Below are 17,863 nucleotides of genomic sequence, written 5' to 3' on the forward strand. Positions count from 1 at the left end.
AAGGTGTTGAGGGGTATATTTAGAAGTTACAGATCAGTATGGTAAATAGCCAATAAATATCACAATTTGTCAAGGTTGATATCATGTAATACAATGTTATATATATTTTAATCCACCTATTCATACATTTACCGAACGGTAAACGATAATTCTCATTGGATATTCAAACAGAGATGAACGCGTCTGCAAAGGTGTTTAACCAGAACGGCTTTGGCGCGACGGGCATGGATCGGATTGGCGAGGAGACAGGCATCTCCAAGACGTCGATCTATAATCACTTTTGCACGAAAGATGACTTGGTTCTGGCTGTGCTGCGTTTGAGGGAGGAATGGTTCCGGAACTGGCTGTACAGGCGCATAGAAGAACTGGCTGGCGAGTCAAAAGAACAACTGATCGTACGCTGTGTCGCTGATAGTCACCCGAGCGCTGCTTGGTTCCTGGAATGTAAGCGGCACAAAGGCAGACACCCGCACCATCTGTTCTCTCAAAACCTTTGATACCGGATCAGATCACTTTTGCGCGCATTGATTGGGCTTTCGCGTGGAACGAGGGGCGATCGGACCGGCCTTGGCGATACCCCGGTTTCCACTTGCAACACAGCGTTTGGGCCAATAGAAGGTCCCCTGATTTATACCCACGCCGCGCGCGCGCGGCCTTTCGTAAGAGATGAGGACGAATATGCAGGTCACCGAGACCCTGAACGAAGGTCAGAAGCGCGGATACGCCATCACCCTGACTGCCGCTGAACTGGACGCTAAAGTCACCGAAAAGCTGAAAGATGCTCAGCCAGACGTCGAGATGAAAGGGTTCCGTAAGGGCAAAGTGCCGATGGCCCTGATGAAAAAGAAGTTTGGTCAAAGCGTTCTTGGCGAAGCCATGCAGGAAGCCATTGACGGTGCGATGAGCGAGCATTTTGAAGCCTCGGGCGACCGCCCTGCGATGCAGCCCGAAGTTAAAATGACCAACGAAGACTGGAAAGAAGGCGACGACGTAGCCGTAGAAATGACCTACGAAGCGCTGCCTGAAATTCCAGAAGTTGACATGAAAGGCATCAAGCTTGAGCGTCTTGTTGTCAAAGCAGACGATGCTTCCGTAGAAGAAGCATTGGCAAACCTTGCTGAAACAGCACAATCGTTTGAAGACCGCAAAAAGAGCGCGAAGGCGAAAGACGGCGATCAGGTCGTTATCGACTTTGCCGGTAAAGTTGACGGCGAACTTTTTGAGGGTGGCACGGGCGAAGACTACCCGTTGGTCCTCGGTTCAAATTCTTTCATCCCCGGTTTCGAAGAACAGCTGGTTGGTACAAAGGCAGGCGACGAAGTTGCCATTAATGTGAAGTTCCCGGATGAATATGGTGCAGAGCACCTTGCAGGCAAAGACGCTGTTTTTGATTGCACCGTGAAGGCAGTCAAAGCGCCAAAAGCTGCAGAGCTTGATGACGAGCTTGCCAAACAATTTGGCGCAGAAGACCTCGCAGCTCTCAAAGGGCAGATTTCTGAGCGCCTGGAAGAAGAATACAAGGGTGCAGCACGCGCCATCCTGAAGCGTAACCTTCTGGATGTGTTGGACAAGAAAGTAGACTTCCCACTTCCGGCATCGCTTGTTGACTCCGAAGCCAAAGCGATTGCGCATCAGCTGTGGCATGAAGATAACCCTGATGTAGAAGGGCATGATCACCCTGAAGTTACACCAACTGATGACCATGTTGGGCTTGCAGAGCGTCGTGTACGTCTGGGGCTGTTGCTGGCAGAGTTGGGAACAAAAGCTGATATTCAGGTCAGTGATCAGGAAATGACGCAGGCGATCATGAACCAAGCCCGTCAGTACCCAGGTCAGGAACGCCAGTTCTTTGAATTCGTTCAGAAAAATCAGCAAATGCAGCAACAAATGCGCGCGCCTATTTTCGAAGACAAAGTTGTCGACTACGTTTTTGAACTGGCAAAAGTCAAAGATAAAGAAGTGACCAAAGACGACCTTCAGAAAGCGGTTGAAGCGCTCGAACAAGAGTAACGTTTTAGATCACGAAGATTTTGTGGGCTGCCCTTTGCGGGGCAGCCCTTTTTTGTTTTCGGCATTTGATTGCTGCGCCGGAATAGCGTTAACCTTTTCTGATAGCTCTATTTGGGCCTTCCAGCAGGAGTCTTCCAATGCCATCGGACAGTTTGAAATTAGCCGCAAACCATGATCAGCAAGAATTTTGGAGCTCCGAGTTCGGTCAGAAATGGGTGGTGCATCAACAAAAGCTCGACACTCTGTTTACAGAAATCAAGGAAAACCTGCTCGCGCGATGTGATGTGAGAGCAGGGGAAAGCGTGTTGGATATCGGGTGCGGAACCGGCGAGACAACGCTTGCGCTTGCTGCGTCTGTGGGGGCTGACGGCAAAGTCCTGGGCGCTGATATTTCTCCGACACTTCTTTCTCTTGCGAAAGACCGCGTTTTCGGCATCAAGAACGTAAACCTCGTGCAGGAAGACGCGCAAATGTACAGGTTTGAGCCTGAGGCATTTGATCTTCTGGCCTCAAGGTTTGGGTTGATGTTTTTTGCCGACCCTGTAGCGGCATTTTCAAACCTTGCGTCGGCGCTTTGTCCGGGGGGCAGAGCCGTTTTCGTGACATGGGATGCGCCGCAACGTAACCCATGGTCTTTCCTCACCAAACGTGCGGCGATAGCGCAACTTGGTGATGCACCGGTTGAACCAAAACGCGCGCCCGGCCAGTTTGCTTTTGCCGAAACAGATTATGTATTGGAAATTCTGTCGGCTACCGGATTTACGCAATGCCAGGCAGAAACTTTAAACCTTTTTCTTCACATTGAAGGTACGCCAGAAGATGCGGCAGAACTGGCGACTAATATCGGACCAGTTTCGCGGCTTATGAATGAGTATAACGGGACAGAGGATGATCGCTTGGCAATCGCCGCGGCAACGACCAAGGCCTTCGCGCCTTTTGCGGTGGACGGGGCAATGCGTGTTCCCGCGCGTGTACATTATTTTACGGCGGTTAAAGCCTGAGGTTGCAGGTGGCGGCGATTTCCCGCTTCCGTAAGGTGCCCCTCTGGTAAATCAAATGCGGAAGGTACATCTTTGGCGTAACATAGGAGGCTTCGGTGCAATTTAAGTATTTATCACTCGGTTTATTGTTGGCAACGGTCACTTTTGCCCCGTCTGTCGCATTGTCAAAGAACGGCTATGGTCATTGCCCACCGGGTCTTGCGAATAAAAACCCACCATGTGTTCCACCAGGGCTGGCGATGCAGGGCCTTCGTGTAGGCGATAGGTTGCCGCATGGTGACTACTACGTCATTCGCAATCCGGACCGATATCGTTTGCCAAGGCTAAGACGCGGGGAAAGCTACTATCGGATTGGTGATAGCTACGTGCGAGTTGAGCGGGAAACCCGTGAAATTCTTGAGTTGATCGAAGCAGTGGCCGCCGTTCTGGATTGATCTGCACACATCATATCCCAGCTGTATTTTAGGAAGACGGCTTCTTTCTTCTGCAACGCTTTGCAATTCTCTCATTCCTGTCGTATCTGGCGCGAATGACTCAGTTTTCATTTTCCCTGAACGCCACCGATGGCAAAGCGCGTCAAGGCGTCATTCAGATGCCTCGGGGCGAAATTAGAACCCCGGCCTTTATGCCTGTTGGAACTGCTGCAACTGTAAAGGCGATGCTGCCTGAAAGTGTTGCCGCGACTGGCGCTGATATTCTGCTTGGAAATACTTATCATCTGATGCTCCGGCCAACGGCAGAGCGGATTGAACGGCTGGGTGGCCTTCACAAGTTCATGAACTGGTACAAACCTATTCTGACAGACAGCGGCGGGTTTCAGGTGATGAGCCTTTCGAGCCTGCGCAAAATGTCGGAAGAAGGGGTGACCTTTAAATCTCATATTGACGGGTCCAAGCATCACCTTAGCCCCGAACGCTCTATGGAAATACAGCGAATGCTTGGGTCTGATATTGTGATGTGTTTTGATGAATGCACACCGTTTCCGGCAGAAGAGAAGGTTTCGCTTGAAAGTATGCGCATGTCGATGCGTTGGGCCGAACGTTCGCGCGCGGCCTTTGGTGACCGGCCGGGATATGCACTGTTTGGCATCCAGCAAGGCAGCATTTTTTCTGAGCAACGCGCCGAAAGTGCCGAAAAACTAAAGGAAATTGGATTTGATGGATATGCGATCGGTGGGCTCGCTGTGGGTGAGGGCCAGGCCACAATGTTTGACGTATTGGACTATGCACCAGACATGCTGCCTGCGGATAAACCACGTTATTTGATGGGGGTTGGCAAGCCAGATGATATCGTGGGGGCGGTTGCCCGTGGTATCGATATGATGGATTGCGTTCTGCCCTCACGTTCGGGCCGCACGGGGCAGGTTTTTACGCGCCACGGCGTCGTAAACATAAAGAATGCACGTCATCAGGATGATCCGCGACCGCTCGACGAGGAATGTACATGTCCGGCCTGTTCAAATTACAGCCGCGCCTATCTGCACCACGTATTTCGAGCACAGGAAATGATCTCTGGCATGCTGCTGACCTGGCATAACCTGCACTATTATCAGGAATTGATGCAGGGAATGCGCGATGCAATTCAAGAAAATCGTTTTGACGCGTTTCAGAAAACATTTTTTTCTCAACGAACTGAAGGCGACATCGAGCCTTTGTAATGCAGGGGGAAACAGTAGCTGAGATTTTGGTTTTTAGGCGGAAATCCTGACGTTTTGCAGACTGCTCCCTTGCCCCCGGCAATCAGTGCGTGCAAAGTAACGTCCAACTGAATGAGTCCGGGTTGAAAGAAGGGCGAACAAGCCCCACTTCCTAAAACCAGACCGGAGAAGACCAATGTGTTGCCGCCAAGCCGGGACACGCGTCTTCTTGCAAAGAAGGAAAGAGCATGCACGAGCAACTCAACCAATCATATCCTGTCCTGCCGCTGCGCGATATTGTGGTGTTTCCACATATGATCGTACCGCTTTTTGTTGGGCGCGAAAAATCTGTCCGCGCACTAGAAGAGGTGATGCAGGACGACAAACAGATATTGCTGTCTAGCCAGATTGACCCCAGCATTGATGACCCAGAGGCAGAAGGCATTTATCAGGTCGGTGTACTTGCGAATGTTTTGCAATTGCTGAAATTGCCTGACGGTACCGTGAAGGTGCTGGTCGAGGGGCGCAACCGCGTGAGCATCACCGAATACCTGGAGAACGATAATTTCTTCGAAGCACAAGCTGAGTTTCTGGAAGAAACACCAGGTGATCCTGCATCTGTCGAAGCTTTGGTGCGCTCTGTCGGCGAAGAGTTCGAACGCTACGCGAAGATAAAGAAAAATATACCGGAAGAAGCACTGGCAGCCGTTGCTGAAAGCCGCGAAAGTGACAAGCTTGCTGATCTGGTCGCCGGGCATCTGGGCGTTGAAGTGGACCAAAAGCAGGAGCTTTTGGAAACGCTGGACGTGGCAGAACGGCTCGAAAAAGTATACGGCCTGATGCAGGGCGAAATGAGTGTTCTGCAGGTCGAGAAAAAGATCAAAACCCGCGTCAAAAGCCAGATGGAGCGTACGCAACGTGAATACTATCTGAATGAGCAAATGAAAGCCATTCAGAAGGAACTGGGCGACGGCGAAGAGGGTGCTAGCGAAATCGCAGAACTCGAAGCCCGCATCGAGGAGACCAAGCTGAGCAAGGAAGCCCGCGAAAAAGCGGATGCTGAGCTTAAAAAGCTGAAATCAATGTCTCCGATGTCGGCAGAGGCGACCGTTGTGCGCAACTATCTTGATTGGATGCTTTCCATTCCCTGGGGTGTAAAGTCGCGGGTTAAAAAGAATCTTGGGAATGCGCAAAAGGTTCTGGATGACGACCACTACGGCCTTGAGAAGGTCAAGGAACGGATTGTCGAATATCTTGCTGTTCAGCAACGCTCAGTAAAACTGAAGGGCCCAATCCTGTGTTTGGTCGGCCCTCCTGGCGTGGGTAAAACCAGCCTTGGTAAATCGGTTGCACGCGCGACCGGGCGTGAATTCATCCGTATTTCACTGGGTGGTGTACGTGATGAAAGCGAAATTCGGGGACACCGCAGGACTTACATTGGGTCTATGCCCGGTAAGATCATTCAGGCGTTGAAAAAAGCGAAAACGACGAACCCGCTTATCTTGCTCGACGAGATCGACAAGATGGGTCAGGATTTCAGGGGCGACCCTGCAAGTGCAATGCTTGAGGTGCTTGATCCGGAACAGAACTCGACCTTCACCGACCACTACATGGAAGTGGAATATGATCTGTCGAACGTGATGTTCCTGACCACATCGAACAGCTACAACATGCCAAGCCCGCTGCTTGACCGGATGGAGATTATTCCTCTGTCTGGCTATACAGAGGACGAAAAAGCCGAGATCGCCAAGCAACACCTGATCGCAAAACAGATCAAAAACCACGGCCTGAAAAAAGGCGAATTTGAACTGACCGACGCGGCCTTAATGGAAATGATCCGTACCTATACGCGCGAAGCTGGTGTTCGAAATCTGGAGCGCGAGATCGCGAAACTAACCCGTAAGGCGGTAACAAGAATTATCAAGAAAGAAGAGGAAACCGTTGTTATAACACCGGAAAACCTTGAAGAGTATCTTGGTGTCAAACGTTTTCGTTATGGACTGGCTGAACAGGAAGATCAGGTCGGCGTCGTAACCGGCTTGGCCTGGACCTCCGTGGGCGGAGAGTTGCTTTCGATCGAAGCGCTGAAGTTGCCTGGCAAAGGTCGGATGAAGACGACCGGCAAGCTCGGCGATGTGATGAAAGAAAGCATCGAAGCGGCAAGTTCGTTTGTGCGCTCTATCAGTCCTGAACTGGGCATAAAGCCGCCCGTCTTTGAAAAGGTCGATATCCATGTTCACGTGCCAGAAGGGGCGACACCAAAGGACGGCCCTTCAGCCGGTGTAGGCATGGTCACATCTATCGTTTCCGTGCTTACTGGAATTCCGGTGAAAAAGGATATTGCGATGACGGGCGAGGTAACGCTCCGAGGTAATGTGCTTGCAATCGGTGGGCTTAAGGAAAAGCTTCTGGCAGCTTTGAGGGGCGGCGTTAAGACCGTGCTTATTCCTCAGGAAAACGCCAAAGACCTGCCGGAAATACCGGATAACGTAAAAGACGGTTTGCGGATCATACCGGTTTCGCATGTTTCAGAGGTTCTGAAACACGCTTTGGCAGAAGTCCCTAAGCCAGTTGAATGGGATCAGGAAGCTGAAGATGCGGCAGCAGCAAAAGCTGCGATCTCCGGTCAGAGTGGCGCACAGAATACAACACATGGTGCGGCCCACTAATAGGCTGACAGTCTGACAGAAAGGCGCGCCAGATCAGGCGCGCCTTTTTCGTTTCACGACCTTCCCACAACACCATATTTTGAATGTTTTTGTTTGGTGCCGACATTACCAAGGTGGATTGTCCGCACTATTCGCGCTAAGGTGACGTTAAAATCAAAAACAGTGAGGTCCAGTTAGGCAATGGTAAAGACAACCACAAAAACCCGCTCAGTAAAGACACGAAAAAAACCGACCAGTGTCAGATCAGCGAAAAAGCCCGCGGCGACGGCGAAACCTGCAACAATGGTTTCGGTAAGCCCGGAAGCAGCAGTGAAAACCGCAGCTACGAAAACGGCAGCTGTTGTCGCGACTACGGCGAGCGATTCAGTGCAAATCGGAGAAGTGAGAGAGCTTCGTAAGAAAGAACTGATCGAAAGGGTTGTTGCGCGGTCCGGTATCAAAAAGAAAGATGCGAAACCTGTAATCGAAGCAATGCTAGCGGTTCTGGGTGCGTCTCTGGCTGATGGCGATGATTTCGTTTTGCCACCATTTGGAAAGGTGAAAGTAAAACGGACAAAAGAGCAGCCTGGCGCAAAAGTCTTCACATGCCGCATTCGCCAATCTGACAGTTGGACAACGCCACTTGTTAATCCACTGATTGATGCTGCTGAATAGTAAATTTTATTGATGAAGCGATGATCTGTACCTTGTTTCTTTGACCGAATGATATTCTGTCAAAGCATTTCCTAGGTAAAATACGGGAGCCGAGGGTGCATTTTCCACCACTTTTCATTTTGCGCCACGGTCAAACAAAGTGGAATCTCGAAGGTCGACTGCAAGGCAGGCAGGATTCACCACTGACTGACCTCGGCATTCAGCAGGCGCAAATACAAAGGCGGCTGCTGGCACAGGTTCATACGGATTATCCTGATTTGACTGTAATTAGCAGCCCACAGGGCCGCGCGCGCAGGACTGCGGAAATCGCCACCGAGGGGCTGGATCTTTCTCTGACGTTTGAAGATCGTGTTCAAGAGGTTTTTGCAGGAGAGTGGGAGGGGCAGACACGCGCCGTCATTCGGGAAGAGTTTCCGAATCCGATGGAAGATTTTGTCACGGAATTTGATTTATTCCTGAATACACCCGGCGGCGAACGTTTTGACGATTTGCACGACCGGTGTCTGTCTGTGTTACAGGAACTGACAAGGCCGACAGCAATCATAACGCACGGCATAACGGGCTGCGTTTTACGTGGCTTGGTTCTTGATCTGCCAATCGATGAGATGGACAAGCTGGAACGCGGGCAGGGATGCATCTACAGGCTGGAAAATGGTGCAGAAACCTGCCTTAGAGAAAGCTGAAACCAAAGGCAGATCGACAAACTTAAATCCTCTGTGCGTTGATAAAGCGCTGTGTTTCAACGCATATTTTGTTTCAAACGGTGCCCGATTCCATGGGGCTAACAAGATCAATTTAGTTTGCCTGTATGTCCTGACAAGGAAGTGCGTGTCATAAAAAGTCTTTGTTGCTGTCAGTAGCAGTTAGGGAATTGCAAAAACCTTCCTTAAGATGTCTGAGCAAGCCGTTTAAATCAAAGAATTAAAACCATCAAAGACTAACAGAGGATATCTTTATCGTTGCATATGTTTCCCGATTTCCGATCCACTCTCGTTTACTTCGTAAAATTTTTTTGAACGAAACTAAATTCAGCGAAAGAGGGCTTGCAGACCAGAGGCAACTTGGTTTATCAGACGGTCGGACGGGTGATTAGCTCAGTTGGTAGAGCGCTTCGTTTACACCGAAGATGTCGGGAGTTCGAGCCTCTCATCACCCACCATCATTTCTTAGCCCATTTCAGATTTATTCTGTGCAGGAATCGAAAGCTGTGACGCAAATTTGGTTTTTATTGTTTTCTAGCTAAGGTAGTATTATAACAACCAAATATTTCTTTAAGAAGAACGGCGATAGGCTCTACATTGAAAAAAGAACAAGCCGAACTCGCAGTTAAAAACGGTGTCGTTATCGCTGCTATCCTGACAATTACCAGCTTGTTTTCATTACTTAATACAGTGCTGCCATTGGCGGGAGCGGGCAGTTTCGACTTTTTAGTGTATTGTAAGATTGCCGGAATCGCAGTTTTTGCGATCATCCTTGTCGTCTTTGCGTTAGCGCTACGTAAATACTGGATTTTTGCAGGTGTGGTGCTCGTGCTTGTCGCTTGTCTTGATCTGCTCTATTTTTCTTTTACCACCAGCATCCCGCTTCTGGTTTTGGGAATAGTGCCCAAAGTGTTTTTTATCTATGTGTTTTACCAGTCTACAAAGGGCTGCATTGCGTTGCGGCGTGTAGATTAAAGCGAAATATTTACTTAATTTCAGGGCACATTCGTTCAGTGTGAACACGCTGAAATCTACGAAAACCTGCGGTCTTTCGTAAACTTCGTTGAATGGGTTTTGGATCTTCTTCTGTTTCCCGGAAACTGGGCTGGATACTAAGAATGTTCCGGTCTGTTTTACAGTTCATGGCGCTTAAGTGAGATGTTCTGACAGCTAAAAAAAAGCTTACACAAGAGGGAAGATGGAATTGTCAGAAAGAAATCTTCACGAGGCGCTTAAATTACATGCTATGGCCGCTTGACGGGGAAGCCCGCCGCGCTTAGAACGCACCTCACGCTTGGGTTTAACCTCGGGCGGGCAGCGAGCGGTTGTAGCTCAGTTGGTTAGAGTACCGGCCTGTCACGCCGGGGGTCGCGGGTTCGAGTCCCGTCAACCGCGCCACTGCCCAGCCCAAGAGAGTTCAAAGCGTAAAACGCGCGGTTGTAGCTCAGTTGGTTAGAGTACCGGCCTGTCACGCCGGGGGTCGCGGGTTCGAGTCCCGTCAACCGCGCCATTTTTCTTTGAATTTTTCGCTTTATTTTGACATGGCGTCAAGAATACGCGCCCAGCTGCGGATGCCTTTGTGAAAGCTCTCCAGATCATATTTCTCGTTCGGAGAATGGATCTGATCGTCATCACGGCCAAATCCGACCAGCATGGCATCAACGCCCAGGATATTCTTGAAGTGACCGGCGATGGGGATTGATCCACCACAACCGACGTAGGCTGCCGTGTTTGGCCATTCTTCGGACAGGGCTATGCGGGCTTGCTCAAAGGCCGGGTGATCTGTTGACATATGACCAGCACGCGATGCGCCGTGGTCTTTGAAGTCAACGCTGCAATCTTGAGGCAACATCGACTGTACATAGGCGCTAAAACTTTCACGAATTTTGAGCGGGTCCTGTTGTCCGACGAGGCGAAAGCTGATTTTGGCGCTGGCCTGCGAGGGCAGAACGGTTTTAAAGCCGTCACCAGTGTAGCCCGACCAAAGGCCATTCACTTCGCAGGTCGGACGCGACCAGATCATTTCAAGCGGGCTACGCCCCGTCTCACCGGCGGGAACAGACAGGCCGACTTCACCCAAAAAACTTTTGTGATCAAAGTTCAGATCTTCCCACTGCGCACGCAGAGAGTTGGGCAGTTCCGGAACATCATCGTAAAAGCCATCAACTGTGACACGCCCCTCATCATCATGCAGACCTGCGATGATACGGGCCAGAACGCGGGCCGGGTTCATCGAAACACCACCATACATGCCGGAATGCAAATCTTTGCTGGGGCCGGTGATCGTCAACTCCTCGCCAAGCAGGCCACGCAGCATTGTCACAATAGCCGGCGTGTCGTGCCCAAAGAGCCCAGTATCGCAGATCAACGCCACATCAGAGCGCAGCTCATCTGCGTTTTCCGTCATGAATGGCACGAGAGAGGGGGAACCGGATTCTTCCTCGCCTTCGAAAAAGAATGAGATGCGTGCGGGCAGCGTCCCGTTAACTGCTTTCCAGGCGCGGCACGCTTCGACAAATGTCATGAGTTGACCCTTGTCATCAGAGGACCCGCGGCCACGAATTACCCGGCCTTTAGCGGTATCTTCGATCGCAGGTTCAAATGGCGGAGTATCCCAAAGGTCGAGTGGATCGACAGGTTGCACATCATAGTGACCGTAAAACATAAGGTGCGGAGACGCGTTATCAGCTACTTCAGTATCATGCGCGACAACCATCGGATGGCCGGGTGTTTTACGTTTCGTGGCGTCAAAGCCAATGGATGTCAGGTCTTCCACCAGCCAGTCAGCCGCGGCGTCGCAATCTGCTTTAAAGGCTGGGTCTGTCGAGATTGATGGAATGCGCAGCAAGGTCAGAAGACGGTCTGTCGCCGCCTCAAGATCCTGGTCAATTCGGGAAAGAACGGCGTCGAGACTCATCGGGGGTGCTCCTGATCGATGCTGGAATTTTGGCAACCCTATCAAGGCGTGCAAGTATGTCCAGAGACGCACGGAAACTGGTTGTGCAAAGCCAGTAAACTTCCTGAAATCGCAACCAGCGGAAACGTGTGCTACATTGTAGGAAATGGATTGTTACAGTGCGGCCGACTGCGGGTCGTCCAAATAACAGAAAGATGCAATCTGGCAAATCAAAACCCCGCGACAGATTGTTACATTCTGATTACTTACTATTACTGGTGTCACAGTTGATTTTTTCGTACACAAAACTAAACCGGGGTCTCGGCTTCGGAGCAAAAAGCGGCTAGTCAACACGCCGTACCATACCCGGGAGATTCGTCAGTGGACTATACGGCCAAACTCGACCTTGCGATCGAACGTCTTCACGAAGAAGGCCGTTATCGCACGTTCATCGATATCGAACGCAAGCGCGGCGCATTTCCACACGCGACGTGGCGCCGTCCGGACGGTGAAGAACAGCCTGTAACTGTCTGGTGCGGAAACGATTATCTGGGTATGGGTCAACACCCGGCAGTGTTGGACGCGATGCATGAGGCGCTGGACAACGTTGGGGCTGGCTCGGGCGGAACGCGCAACATTTCCGGTACAACCGTGTACCACAAAGAGCTTGAGGCAGAGCTCGCAGACCTTCACCATAAAGAAGCTGCGCTGGTCTTTACCTCGGCTTACATCGCAAATGACGCGACGCTTTCGACTCTGCCAAAGCTCTTCCCGGGGCTGATAATTTTGTCGGATGAGCTTAACCATGCATCAATGATTCAAGGCGTTCGGAACGGTCGCGCAGAGAAGCACATTTTCAGACATAACGATGTTGCGCATCTGCGTGAGATCCTGGAAAGATTGGACCCAGAGGCACCAAAGGTAATTGCGTTTGAGTCCATTTACTCGATGGACGGCGACTTTGGGCCGATCAGGGAACTACTTGATCTTGCAGAAGAATTTAATGCGTTAAGCTACATTGACGAAGTGCATGCCGTAGGTATGTACGGACCAAGAGGTGCGGGTGTTGCAGAGCGTGACGGCCTGATGCATCGCATCGATATTATCAATGGTACGCTGGCGAAAGCCTTTGGCGTGATGGGCGGCTATATTGCTGCAAGCGCCAAGATGGTAGATGCGATTCGCTCTTATGCGCCGGGCTTTATTTTCACGACCTCACTACCTCCCGCAGTTGCTGCGGGTGCGACAGCTTCGGTGCGCCATTTGAAGAATGACGGCACATTGCGCGAGCAACAGCAAACGCAGGCGAAAATTTTAAAGACACGCCTTAAAGGGTTGGGTTTACCAATTATCGACCATGGCAGTCACATTGTTCCGGTGCATGTCGGCAACCCCGTAAAGTGTAAAATGATTTCTGATAAGTTATTGGAAGATCACGGTATTTACGCGCAACCAATCAATTTCCCGACTGTTCCTCGTGGTACCGAAAGGCTTCGTTTTACACCGTCCCCAGTGCACGGCCCAAAGGAAATGGATGCGCTTGTTCGCGGGCTTGACGCATTGTGGTCGCAATGTGCGCTAAATCGTGCCGAACTAACAGGTTAACCTATAGGCTGGTGTCGAATCGATTGCTCTGTGATATTGTTGACTAAGTAGGTCGGCTTTGGGGCAGGCGTCGATCATTTAGGGATAACGAAGTACATGTCAGGGGCAGGGCAGATGATCGGGCGGATATTGTCGCCTAGAGAGGCCGAAACCGAAGCGCTTAAGGGCTTTGATGATTTCGACCTGCGCCTTGGTGACATCATGCGCGGCGAACGCGCAACGATGGGAAAATCCCTGTTGGATGTGCAGCGAGAGCTGAAAATCAAAGCTACATACATTGCCGCTATCGAAAACTGCGACCCAAGCGCGTTTGAAACGCCCGGTTTTATCGCGGGATATGTGCGATCATATGCACGATATCTGAGCATGGACCCAGACAATGCTTTCTCGACTTTTTGCAAGGAAAGCAATTTTGAAACGGCCCACGGGATGTCCGTTCAGGCGTCCACAGCAAAATCAAGGCGCGCAGAGAAACTTTCTGGGATCAAACCCCCTCGTGATCCTTTTGCTGATCCGAACGTAAGCTTTGTTCCGCGTGGCGACGCGATGTTCTCACAGGTCGAACCCGGTGCATTAGGTTCAATCGCAGTATTAGCTGCGCTGATCGGGCTGATTGGCTTTGGTGGTTGGACAGTTTTACGAGAAGTACAGCAAGTCCAGTTTATTCCTGTGGAACAAACACCCGGTATCGCAACAAGCATTGACCCACTGGTTGGCACCAGCAACATTATTGTCGCAAGCGGCGAGACTGAGACGCAGTCACCAAATGCAGAAGCGCTAGAGCGGCTTTATCGGCCAGAAGCGCTTGATGTGCCCGTGCTGGTTGCCCGCGACGGACCGATCGTTGCTCTCGACCCGGCTCGATTTGGGACTTTTGCAGGTCTTGCTGCCGACACCCAGGTTTTACCGTCGACGACCCAGACAGCACAAATAAACGTGGCGACGGAAGAAGACACTTCCATTCAGGTCGTAGCAGATGACGCCCCGGAACTTGTACTGGTTGCAGCACGTCCTGCTTGGGTACGGGTTCGCGGTGCAGGCGGGACTGTGATTTTTGAGAAAGTCATGGATGCGGGTGAAGAGTATGTCTTACCCCAAACGGAAGAACCGCCAGTTTTGCGCGTGGGCGAATCCGGCGCTATTTATTTCGCGGTGAACGGACAGCATTATGGGCCGAGCGGCCCAGACGGTATCGTGACGTCCAATATTGTTCTGACTGCTGAAAAACTGACCGAAACTTATAGCATCGCTGACCTCAACCAGGATTCTGATTTGGCGCGTATGGTTGCAGAAGCGCAAACCGCTCAAGCAGAAGTTCAGCCAACCGCTGGTGAATAGAGCCTGAGCTTACGAGCTTTGGCCGTTGCCCTTGGCGTGACCATCCCTTATCTAAAACGAAACTTACCAATTTGGCGGAGACGGCCGATGTCGCTCAACCCAGTGCGCCCATGGCGCGATGTATATCGTCGAAAATCCCGTCAGATATTTGTCGGTAATGTCCCGATTGGTGGGGATGCACCAATTGCTGTGCAAACGATGACCAATACTGACACGTCGGACGCCAAAGCGACGATCAAACAAATCGTCGACTGCGCGGAAGCCGGTGCAGATATTGTTCGCGTCTCAACCCCTGACGAGGCGTCTACAGCAGCGTTGCGCGAAATCGTGCGTGAAAGCCCTGTACCAATCGTTGCTGACATTCATTTCCACTACAAGCGCGCGATTGAGGCAGCAGAGGCAGGCGCAGCATGTCTTCGGATAAACCCCGGCAATATCGGAAATCAGGACCGCGTGAAAGAAGTGATCCGGGCGGCCAAAGATCATGGCTGTTCAATTCGCATCGGCGTGAATGCCGGAAGCCTGGAGCGTCACCTGTTGGAGAAGTACGCGGAACCTTGCCCGGAAGCCATGGTCGAAAGTAGTCTGGAGCATATCAAAATTCTTCAGGATAATGATTTCCACGAGTTTAAGATCAGCGTCAAAGCGTCAGATGTGTTCCTGTCAGCCGCCGCGTATCAATCACTGGCAGAGGCAACAGACGCACCCATCCATCTTGGTATAACCGAGGCTGGGGGACTAAGGTCCGGTACGATCAAATCTGCAATCGGGCTTGGCAATCTTCTTTGGATGGGCATTGGCGATACGGTGCGCGTCAGCCTGTCTGCCGATCCTGTGGAAGAAGTGAAAGTTGGCTTCGAAATTCTGAAATCGCTCGGCCTGCGCCACAGGGGCGTTACAATCATTTCCTGCCCCAGTTGCGCGCGTCAGGGCTTTGATGTGATCAAGACCGTGGAGAAACTGGAAGACCGCCTGGCGCACATTACAACGTCGCTCAGCCTTTCAATAATCGGGTGCGTGGTTAACGGGCCGGGCGAGGCTTTGATGACCGATATTGGTTTTACCGGTGGAGGCAAGGACGCTGGTATGGTTTACCTCGCCGGCGCACAAAGCCACAAACTTAGCAACGATCAGATGGTCGAGCATATCGTCGGGCTAGTCGAGGAAAAGGCCGCCGCAATTGAGGCCGAACAAGCAGCCAAAGAGGCGGCTGAATAAAAGCTTAGCCTATCCCTTGCGCGCCGCGGCAACCAATTCGCGCATCGCTTCAAGAGGCAGATAACCGCGCAACAATTCATCCTCCAGGATGAAAGTTGGGGTGCCGCTGATCTGCATTCGTTGGCCAAGCGCGTAGGTGTCAGAGATTACCTTGGAAACCTCGTCACTGTTCATCCGTGCGGAAATTGCTTCAAAATCGAGCCCGAGTTCCGCCGCGATACGCCCGAGTGAATCCACGCTTACGTCGCCTCGGAAGGTCATCAGTACATCATTCACCACTGCATATTTTTCGGGCCCTGCCAGTTGCAACGTTGAAATAGCAAACCGCGACGCGAGCACAGATTGTTCCCCGAGGATCGGAAACTCCTTTACGATCAGGCGTATATTGCCGTCGCTTGCAAGTAGCTCATTAAGTTCAGGATGCGCCCGGCGGCAATAGCCACAGCGATAATCTGCAAACTCGACAATCGTGATGTCCCCGTTCGGATTGCCACCGACAAAGGAATACCCATCGTTGAAAAGAGCGTCGGAATTAACCCGGACCAAGTTTTCGTCCGCTGCAGATTGCTGTTCGGCCTGACGTTGTTCAAGGACGGCTACCGCTTCCATAATCACCTCTGGGTGTTCCAAAAGATAAGCACGGACTTCTGTTTGAAAAGCTGCCCGCTCTTCATCGGTCATAGAGGATAGATCAAGCGCGTTCGCAGGTGATGCTGCAGTCACTGTCAAAAAGAAAAGTGCCACAAGAGCGGTGGTAAAGAAGGTGCGGAACATTTTTATCTCCGTTGGGTTGCGGCGTCTGCCGCTCTTAACACATCCTGAGCGAGGTTCCAGCCTGTTGAACCTCTGGGTAGTAACGCTTCAGCACGTGTAGCGTGTATGCGTGCATCTGAAAGTCGCCCTAAAAGAGCGTAACGTTCTGCAGTTGTCAATGATGCCATGCCGTTATTGCCGGATTTGGCGTAGGCGACGGCAAGGTCGCGCAACATGCGCGGTTGTTGTGCGTCGCGCGCGCGCGCCTGTTCAAGAACCCGCAATGCGCGCCGATTGCCATCTGCTGTATCGAGTGCCAAAAGAGCCCGACCATACCCAGCAAGTAAAAGCGGATGTCGTGGAGATAATTCAACAGCCCGGCTATAGGCACGAACGGCAGAACGCGCATCACGGGATTCAAGGTGTATTTGGCCCAGGAGTTCGTGAACAAAAGGATCAGACGGGCGTCGCGCGGCCAGCGCATTGATGTTTTCCAGAGCTTTTGAACGGTTAGGCATTCTATGATACGCAACCGCGCGGCGCATCAACGCAATATCCGAATTATCGTTACGGTCGATTTTACGAAGCGTGCTGGAAGGATTGCGGATGAAGGCTTCAAGTTTGCCGCGCGCCCGTGCGAACCAGTACGCGTTGTTGTTTTCCGGGTTGTTACGAGGTGTATACGCGGCGGCATATCCCCGCGCTGCACGCAGCCTGTCCCGAGACAACGGATGCGATTGTGCGTAAGGGTCTTGCCGTGACACAGCCAATGCTTCCTGGCCTCTGAAAATCTCGAGCACTTCAATCATTGCAGCGGGGTCTACGCCAGCGCTTGCCATGAAACGGGCACCCGACTGATCGGCAGAGCTTTCCTCGCTCCGGGTGTGTGCCAGAAACAGCCGCTGCGCGGTCCCGCTGGTCCCGGCAGCAACACCTGCGGCGGCCTGGCCGTTTCCGGTTGCGGCGACAGCTGCTGAGAGCAAAATACCAAGCCCCGCTGCTGTGCGTGAGTTCGCGGCATTTGTAAGTCGGCGTGTGATATGGCCGTTTGCGATATGTGCGATCTCGTGTGCAAAGACAGCTTGCAACATTTCGGGTTTTTGAAGTTTCAGTATCAGCCCAGAGTGAACAAAGATATGTTCGCTGTCGATCACGAAAGCGTTCAACGAGCTGTCAGCAAGGACGTAAACTTTCACCCTGTTTGGGGAAAGACCGGCAGCATTTAGAAGAGGTCGCGCCAGTTGCTGAAGCGAGTATTCTATTTCAGCATCGCGTATCAAACCCTGAGCGCGCGCTGGCTGCAATATCGCAACAAACGCCAATCCAACTGCAGTTAAGAAAATAAGAACTCTGCCTGCCATTGACCTTATGCTTCCGCGCTG

The 17,863-nt window shown here is 51.6% G+C and carries 15 protein-coding genes and 3 tRNA genes; 15 read left to right on the top strand and 3 right to left on the bottom strand.

What is annotated here, in order from left to right:
• Window positions 1-155 precede the first annotated feature (155 nt).
• From J4E70_RS16795 to J4E70_RS16850, 12 genes are all read left to right on the top strand, one after another.
• On the top strand, window positions 156-497 hold the full coding sequence (locus tag J4E70_RS16795; RefSeq protein WP_246531822.1) for a TetR/AcrR family transcriptional regulator: 342 nt from the start codon (window positions 156-158) through the stop codon (window positions 495-497).
• A 181-nt stretch (window positions 498-678) separates the two neighbouring features.
• Entirely contained in the window at window positions 679-2,010 is a 1,332-nt protein-coding gene (gene tig, locus J4E70_RS16800; RefSeq protein ID WP_213890809.1) for a trigger factor, read from the top strand.
• 137 nt (window positions 2,011-2,147) lie between these two features.
• A complete protein-coding gene (locus tag J4E70_RS16805) occupies window positions 2,148-3,011 on the top strand; it encodes a class I SAM-dependent methyltransferase (RefSeq protein ID WP_213890810.1) in 864 nt (287 codons plus the stop codon).
• A gap of 95 nt (window positions 3,012-3,106) precedes the next feature.
• Entirely contained in the window at window positions 3,107-3,445 is a 339-nt protein-coding gene (locus J4E70_RS16810; RefSeq protein ID WP_213890811.1) for an RcnB family protein, read from the top strand.
• Window positions 3,446-3,540: 95 nt separating this feature from the next.
• Window positions 3,541-4,668 (top strand): tRNA guanosine(34) transglycosylase Tgt, encoded by a 1,128-nt coding sequence (gene tgt / locus J4E70_RS16815; protein WP_213890812.1) that lies wholly within the window; start codon window positions 3,541-3,543, stop codon window positions 4,666-4,668.
• A gap of 227 nt (window positions 4,669-4,895) precedes the next feature.
• Complete coding sequence (lon, locus tag J4E70_RS16820) at window positions 4,896-7,316, top strand: endopeptidase La (RefSeq protein ID WP_213890813.1); 2,421 nt, start codon at window positions 4,896-4,898, stop codon at window positions 7,314-7,316.
• A gap of 309 nt (window positions 7,317-7,625) precedes the next feature.
• A complete protein-coding gene (locus tag J4E70_RS16825; protein ID WP_247078557.1) occupies window positions 7,626-7,970 on the top strand; it encodes an HU family DNA-binding protein in 345 nt (114 codons plus the stop codon).
• Window positions 7,971-8,065: 95 nt separating this feature from the next.
• Entirely contained in the window at window positions 8,066-8,653 is a 588-nt protein-coding gene (locus J4E70_RS16830; protein WP_213890815.1) for a histidine phosphatase family protein, read from the top strand.
• A 400-nt stretch (window positions 8,654-9,053) separates the two neighbouring features.
• Window positions 9,054-9,129 (top strand) — tRNA-Val (locus J4E70_RS16835).
• Window positions 9,130-9,268: 139 nt separating this feature from the next.
• Window positions 9,269-9,646, top strand: coding sequence for a hypothetical protein (locus J4E70_RS16840; RefSeq protein ID WP_213890816.1), 378 nt, complete (start codon window positions 9,269-9,271; stop codon window positions 9,644-9,646).
• A 346-nt stretch (window positions 9,647-9,992) separates the two neighbouring features.
• Window positions 9,993-10,069, top strand: a tRNA-Asp gene (locus J4E70_RS16845).
• A gap of 35 nt (window positions 10,070-10,104) precedes the next feature.
• Window positions 10,105-10,181, top strand: a tRNA-Asp gene (locus J4E70_RS16850).
• 21 nt (window positions 10,182-10,202) lie between these two features.
• Here J4E70_RS16850 and J4E70_RS16855 read toward each other — a convergent pair.
• A complete protein-coding gene (locus J4E70_RS16855; RefSeq protein ID WP_213890817.1) occupies window positions 10,203-11,588 on the bottom strand; it encodes a M20/M25/M40 family metallo-hydrolase in 1,386 nt (461 codons plus the stop codon).
• A gap of 360 nt (window positions 11,589-11,948) precedes the next feature.
• Between J4E70_RS16855 and hemA the strand changes: the two genes are divergently transcribed.
• From hemA to ispG, 3 genes are all read left to right on the top strand, one after another.
• Window positions 11,949-13,172, top strand: coding sequence for a 5-aminolevulinate synthase (hemA, locus tag J4E70_RS16860; RefSeq protein ID WP_213890818.1), 1,224 nt, complete (start codon window positions 11,949-11,951; stop codon window positions 13,170-13,172).
• Window positions 13,173-13,286: 114 nt separating this feature from the next.
• The gene (locus J4E70_RS16865) at window positions 13,287-14,510 is read left to right on the top strand and encodes a helix-turn-helix domain-containing protein (protein WP_213890841.1); all 1,224 of its coding nucleotides are present in this window, start codon (window positions 13,287-13,289) and stop codon (window positions 14,508-14,510) included.
• Between the two features lie 87 nt (window positions 14,511-14,597).
• A complete protein-coding gene (gene ispG / locus J4E70_RS16870; RefSeq protein WP_213890819.1) occupies window positions 14,598-15,728 on the top strand; it encodes a flavodoxin-dependent (E)-4-hydroxy-3-methylbut-2-enyl-diphosphate synthase in 1,131 nt (376 codons plus the stop codon).
• Window positions 15,729-15,737: 9 nt separating this feature from the next.
• Here ispG and J4E70_RS16875 read toward each other — a convergent pair whose 3' ends face one another.
• A complete protein-coding gene (locus J4E70_RS16875) occupies window positions 15,738-16,502 on the bottom strand; it encodes a DsbA family protein (protein ID WP_213890820.1) in 765 nt (254 codons plus the stop codon).
• Between the two features lie 2 nt (window positions 16,503-16,504).
• The gene (locus J4E70_RS16880; protein WP_213890821.1) at window positions 16,505-17,842 is read right to left on the bottom strand and encodes a M48 family metalloprotease; all 1,338 of its coding nucleotides are present in this window, start codon (window positions 17,840-17,842) and stop codon (window positions 16,505-16,507) included.
• Window positions 17,843-17,863: the final 21 nt, after the last annotated feature.

This window comes from Pseudohalocynthiibacter aestuariivivens, from assembly GCF_018457175.1.
Taxonomy (GTDB): Bacteria; Pseudomonadota; Alphaproteobacteria; order Rhodobacterales; family Rhodobacteraceae; genus Pseudohalocynthiibacter; species Pseudohalocynthiibacter aestuariivivens.

Excerpts from the sequence above, each read along its gene's own strand:
- tig (WP_213890809.1), top strand. The coding sequence starts at position 679 with ATGCAGGTCACCGAGACCCTGAACGAAGGTCAGAAGCGCGGATACGCC.
- J4E70_RS16805 (WP_213890810.1), top strand. The coding sequence starts at position 2,148 with ATGCCATCGGACAGTTTGAAATTAGCCGCAAACCATGATCAGCAAGAA.
- J4E70_RS16855 (WP_213890817.1), bottom strand. The coding sequence starts at position 11,588 with ATGAGTCTCGACGCCGTTCTTTCCCGAATTGACCAGGATCTTGAGGCG.
- J4E70_RS16880 (WP_213890821.1), bottom strand. The coding sequence starts at position 17,842 with ATGGCAGGCAGAGTTCTTATTTTCTTAACTGCAGTTGGATTGGCGTTT.
- tgt (WP_213890812.1), top strand. The coding sequence starts at position 3,541 with ATGACTCAGTTTTCATTTTCCCTGAACGCCACCGATGGCAAAGCGCGT.
- J4E70_RS16865 (WP_213890841.1), top strand. The coding sequence starts at position 13,287 with ATGATCGGGCGGATATTGTCGCCTAGAGAGGCCGAAACCGAAGCGCTT.
- J4E70_RS16875 (WP_213890820.1), bottom strand. The coding sequence starts at position 16,502 with ATGTTCCGCACCTTCTTTACCACCGCTCTTGTGGCACTTTTCTTTTTG.
- lon (WP_213890813.1), top strand. The coding sequence starts at position 4,896 with ATGCACGAGCAACTCAACCAATCATATCCTGTCCTGCCGCTGCGCGAT.
- ispG (WP_213890819.1), top strand. The coding sequence starts at position 14,598 with ATGTCGCTCAACCCAGTGCGCCCATGGCGCGATGTATATCGTCGAAAA.